The 5,072-nt window shown below is 44.2% G+C and carries 4 protein-coding genes; 2 read left to right on the top strand and 2 right to left on the bottom strand.

What is annotated here, in order from left to right; all coding sequences use genetic code 11:
* Together NNN71_RS23520 and NNN71_RS23515 are read left to right on the top strand one after the other, a co-directional pair.
* Positions 1-3,272, top strand: a 3,272-nt coding sequence (locus tag NNN71_RS23520; RefSeq protein ID WP_271459471.1) for an ATP-binding protein, incomplete at its 5' end; no start/stop codon positions are given.
* A 386-nt stretch (positions 3,273-3,658) separates the two neighbouring features.
* On the top strand, positions 3,659-3,820 hold the full coding sequence (locus NNN71_RS23515) for a hypothetical protein (RefSeq protein ID WP_163446171.1): 162 nt from the start codon (positions 3,659-3,661) through the stop codon (positions 3,818-3,820).
* A 52-nt stretch (positions 3,821-3,872) separates the two neighbouring features.
* Here NNN71_RS23515 and NNN71_RS23510 read toward each other — a convergent pair whose 3' ends face one another.
* Both NNN71_RS23510 and NNN71_RS23505 read right to left on the bottom strand, forming a co-directional pair.
* A complete protein-coding gene (locus NNN71_RS23510) occupies positions 3,873-4,181 on the bottom strand; it encodes a hypothetical protein (RefSeq protein ID WP_163446170.1) in 309 nt (102 codons plus the stop codon).
* 222 nt (positions 4,182-4,403) lie between these two features.
* Positions 4,404-5,009, bottom strand: a complete 606-nt coding sequence (locus tag NNN71_RS23505; RefSeq protein WP_271459470.1) for a response regulator transcription factor — start codon at positions 5,007-5,009, stop codon at positions 4,404-4,406.
* Between the last annotated feature and the right edge of the window lie 63 nt (positions 5,010-5,072).

Here is a 5,072-nt window from a genome sequence, read left to right as displayed (position 1 = left end):
GTGCAATTGAGGGTAAGACATTTACTGTTCTGCGTTATAATAACGAGCATGATCTTCACGTTGCGTTGCTCAATAATGAAATTGATCTTATTCCATCCTATGGAGATGTCATCCCGGAAAAGAGCAATCTGTTTGATTTTATCCCATTTATTAATCAAAATCAGTTAATCAGTATCACTCGAAGCACGGATGAATCACTGACTGCAAGAGGCAATAATATTGCTATTGTCAAAGATTTTGTCTCGGATGTTTCTCTCAAAAAAATATACCCTCAGGGAAAAATCACTCGCTATAACACGGTGCTCGAGGCGCTTGTTTCTGTTGCGCTAAACCATAATGACGTGTATATAGGTGACGCGATTACTGGCGGGTATTACTCCGATAATCCTGTGTATACTCATCTCCAGGTTACGGGGCAGCTGGGTACTATCCCGGCAGGGAAGGTTTTTTTCACCGTACGTAAAAACGATGCTAACACAAAGAAAGTTATTGTTTCCGGTTTAAACAGCATCCCAGAGTCAAATATTTATAAGCTTATCAGATCGTGGGATAAGTCTGGGGACTTTATTACACCAGGAGAGCCTGAGTTCCTGAATGATGAAGAAAAAGAGTGGCTATTAAAAAATAAAGAGGTCGCTGTCTTCCTTCCTGAATCAGTGCCACCATTTGTTATCTATGAAAATGGGCGTTTTACCGGGTTGACGCCGGACCTACTGTCGTATTTAGGAAGCATGCTGGGTATACATTTTAACTTCAAAGCCCAATCCGATAATCATTTCCCGCCAGCGTCTACGCAAAACGTAATGCCGCAAATATTGGGTTATGCAAGCCCTTTATACTCCTCAGCCCCAAGTTTTAGTTATACCCGTAGCTATGCGCATTCGCCTCTGGTGATGGTGTTGGGCGGCAACGTGGAAAAAAAGAATGCAGTTAAAAAAATTGCCACTTCATTGAATGTGAGGGATGTTCGGCCCGGGTTGCCTGGAAATGTTACGCTTGTCGCTGCCAGAAACCATACTGAAGCCTATAAATTACTGGCAGACAAAAAAGTGGACGCAGTTGTTGATACGTTCACTTCGGCGCGTTTTCAATCTTTGCTTCACCCGGGAACCATAAACATTGATAAGCCAGTGCAGAATGAAATATTCAAACTTTCATTCGCGGTCCCAGCAGATAATGAGCGGTTATACAGCATTTTGAATAAAACGCTGGATTATGTCTCTGATGCGGACCGAGCGCGTATTGCGAGTCGTTGGTCTGAACCTCCACGCCATCCATCTTTTATTGAAAAAAACCGTAATGCGCTCATATCCACCATCATGGTGATTATTGTCTTATCTGCGCTGCTGTCGCTATGGGTGCATACGCTAAGAAAACACATCAAAATCAATGAGAGGATACGCCGGGATCTTGCCGACCAATTAATGTTAAATAAAGCACTCATAAATGGCACGCCACATCCGTTATACATCCGGGATAAACATTTCGAACTTGTAGCAAACAATGAGGCTTATCAAACTGCGCTGGATGTCAGAAAAGGAATTAATGGTGAAGTTTATGTGGATAATATTCTTAGGTACATTGTAGCAGAACCAGAGGCAGACTACCGTAAAGATTTCGCTAAAATTTTAAGTGACAATACCCCGATAATAAAAGATCGGACACTGAATTTTATTGACGAACGAGCGGTTAAAGACATTTATCACTGGATGACACCCTACAGCGATGAAACCGGGATAGTGCAGGGCATTGTAGGCGGCTGGATCGATATTACCGACCGTAAACAAATGGAGGAACGTTTGCGTCAGGCCCAGATTGCAGCGGAACAGGCCAATGTGGCTAAGACCACGTTTCTCGCGAGTATGAGTCATGAGATTAGAACGCCGCTGAATGCCATCATCGGCATGCTTGAGCTGGGTAATGATAAGTTAAAACAGGGCATTATTGACAGTACCGCATTTGAAGTGGCGCAGCGGTCGTCGCTTGTATTGCAGGAGCTTATCGGCAATATTTTGGATATCAGTAAAATTGAATCGCATAGCCTTGTGCTGCATTACTCAACCGTGAATCTAAAAGAACTCATTGAGCAGTGCGTTCTCCTGTTTAACGGTAATGCTGCCAGTAAGGGGCTTATTCTTAATCTTAGCTTTAACGAACTCGCCGCTACGAGCGCTATCAGGACGGATGGACTACGTCTACGTCAGATAGTGAGTAATATTTTAAGCAACGCGATTAAATTTACCGAAGAAGGCCACGTCAGTATTTCCGTATCCCTGATTAAATCACCAGGGGACAGGGAAGCGCAGATGCTGATTGAGATTAAAGATACCGGATGCGGTATCCCTGAATCTGGCCTTTCCCAGTTGTTCAAACCTTTCTCTCAGCTGTCCGAAGATGCCGCGCATCGCCAGATGGGTACCGGATTAGGGCTGGCCATCACCCGAAGTCTGTGCGAAGCGATGGGGGGGCATATTTCACTGAGCAGCAAGCCAGGTAACGGAACAACGGTCAAAGTGTTGTTAAGCGTGAATTATGACCTGGCAGAAAATACAAACATAGAGCTGCCTAAGCAAGGCATTTCCCATGTTTCCTGGGGTATCAGAGTGCTTATCGTTGATGATTATTATCCCAACCTGCTGGTGCTGGAAAAGCAACTGAGCTGGTTGGGCTATCAGGTTATTGTTTGCGATGACCCTCTGAAAGCATTTGATGTGTGGGAAATGGCTAAACCGCATGTGGTGTTTACCGACTGGAATATGCCCGGTATCAGTGGGACGGATTTGGCAAAACGTATCAGGCAATACGACACCGATACGGTGATATTGGGCTTCACTGCTGACGCCAGGGATGAGCAACGTGAGGCCTGTCTCAATGCAGGGATGAATGACTGTATCTTCAAGCCCGCGACTCTGGAAACTCTCACTTCCGCACTAAACCGCTACCAGTGCTCAGAGAACTTCACGGTGAATAACGTTCGGACTCACGAAGCTGAATGCTTGAGCACACCAGATTTTATTAAAACGCTGTATGATCACTCACTGGAGTGTATCAGTGATATACATGACGAAATTCAAAGGCATAACTGTAAAAAAATAGCGGCTCTTGCTCACCGTATCAAAGGTGGTTTTGTTCTGATCAAGGATGATGCGCTGACGGATCTCTGTGAACAACTGGAAGAGGCGGCAAACGCCAGGGGTATTGAGGAATGTCTGCGGTTGACTCTCCAGCTTGAGGAGAGGTTGAACGATCGCTTCTCATCTGAGCCACTCTAAATGTGAGATCTTCTGGCGTTAGTAGCCTGTCAATCTATCCGGGAGCTGGGGTGGGAATTTTCCTACCCGGTTATCAGGCACTCCCTATCTATCTTTCCCACAAAAAAATGCACACTGCTCCTCTGATTGACTCTATCCGGCAATCGGGGGGGACAGTAAGTCAGGACATATTGGAAAATCTCAGCTTGTTGGTCAGATATTTTTTCCATTAGCCCAGGTATTTATGCCGGTTGTTTCTTATGACTTTTCGGAGAAGTAGTCAACAAACTTCCAGTGCAAGTAGAAATTTACTTGATATAAGTTTTTATCGTGAATCATCATCACGCCGTTTAGAGTGGCAGGGTGCCTGAATCTTTTTAGACAGTAATATACAGGAAAGTATGAGTATGAAATATTTTGTCTCTATGGTCTTAATTTTAAGTCTGTCTGGCTGCACGGCATCAAGCTGGATAAACGCCGCCGGCGGTATCATGCAGGGGAAAGATAAATATGAAAAAGAGGCGAGAAATAAAAGAATTAAAGCGGCGAATAAATCCGCGGGATATTAAGAAATTGGCAGGGCGGTAATAAAAAAGCCTCTTCAACGGAAGAGGCTTTTTCTTATTTTAAAATCCCTTTCTGCTGTGCCGCCTGGCAGGTGATATAACCGTAATGTATACGCTTACCAGACCCATCAAAGGCAACGTAGAACGGCATTGATTCGCTACCGTTGCGCAAGGTGTAGTTCAGGCAGGAGCCATTTCCACCAAGGTTAATTTGACTGTCGGGTTTGCCACCGGCAGCCATAACAGATGCTTTGGTTGCATGGTCACTGTAGGTTGCGTTCACAACGGGAAGGTTATCATACTGCATAAAACTAAAGCTGCATGCACTCAGGAGGGGGATGGCGAATAACATTAAGTAGCGCATAAAAATCCTTTCAATGTGGGTGGAAGGCACCTCAATTTCCGCAGACTGGTGTTGTCGGGTACCGTATGCGGGGCAGGATACGCAATTTTACGCTCAGGAAGCATCAGAATTGGCTGGGGTGGCGGTACGAATTTTCTGACATTCACGCAGAAGGTAAGTTTTTTTAATCTTGCAGAACTTCCAGCCCCAGGACTACGCACTAAATTGATACACAGGATTACATTATGCTAAATCTTCTTGCTTTGCGATGTTGATAAGTTCAACCAGGGTATTAATACCCAGTTTCTCCATTATTCTTGTTTTATAGGTGCTAATAGTTTTATTACTGAGGCACATGTCAGCGGCAATCTCATTGTTGGTCATCCCGCGGGCTAATTTACGCAGAACGTCCAGCTCTCGGTTGGTCAGTCGGTTAACCAGAGATTTATTATTATCGGTACTGGCATAGATATGTGGGAAGAAAGAGTACCCAGACTCGATAGCTTTTACAGCTGAGGCGACATTTTCCATATCATCATTCTTGGAGACAAACCCTGAGGCGCCGGCAGCCATACATCTTGAAGCGTAGAGATCCTGCGTTTGTGAAGTAAAAACCAGAATACGGGTATTGTTTTCTGCTTTTCGCACCGAGCTGATAACTGTCATACCATCCATGCCAGGTATCCCGATATCAAGAATAACAATATGATAGTGATTATTCTTAATAAGCTGGATGGCACTGACTCCATTATCACATTCATCAATAGTGATGAAATTTAACCTCTCAAGTATGAACTTTAATGCCATACGTACTGACGGGTGGTCATCAACAATCAGGGCGCTTTTCATGATTACCTTTATTTTGTAGGGTTAGTCATCATACATCTTAAAATAAAAGATTATCTTTTACCA

The organism is Kluyvera sp. Awk 3 (genome assembly GCF_028069715.1).
Taxonomy (GTDB): domain Bacteria; phylum Pseudomonadota; class Gammaproteobacteria; order Enterobacterales; family Enterobacteriaceae; genus Kluyvera; species Kluyvera georgiana_A.
This window is presented reverse-complemented; position numbering and strand designations above follow the sequence as displayed.

Excerpts from the sequence above, each read along its gene's own strand:
- NNN71_RS23515 (WP_163446171.1), top strand. The coding sequence starts at position 3,659 with ATGAAATATTTTGTCTCTATGGTCTTAATTTTAAGTCTGTCTGGCTGC.
- NNN71_RS23510 (WP_163446170.1), bottom strand. The coding sequence starts at position 4,181 with ATGCGCTACTTAATGTTATTCGCCATCCCCCTCCTGAGTGCATGCAGC.
- NNN71_RS23505 (WP_271459470.1), bottom strand. The coding sequence starts at position 5,009 with ATGAAAAGCGCCCTGATTGTTGATGACCACCCGTCAGTACGTATGGCA.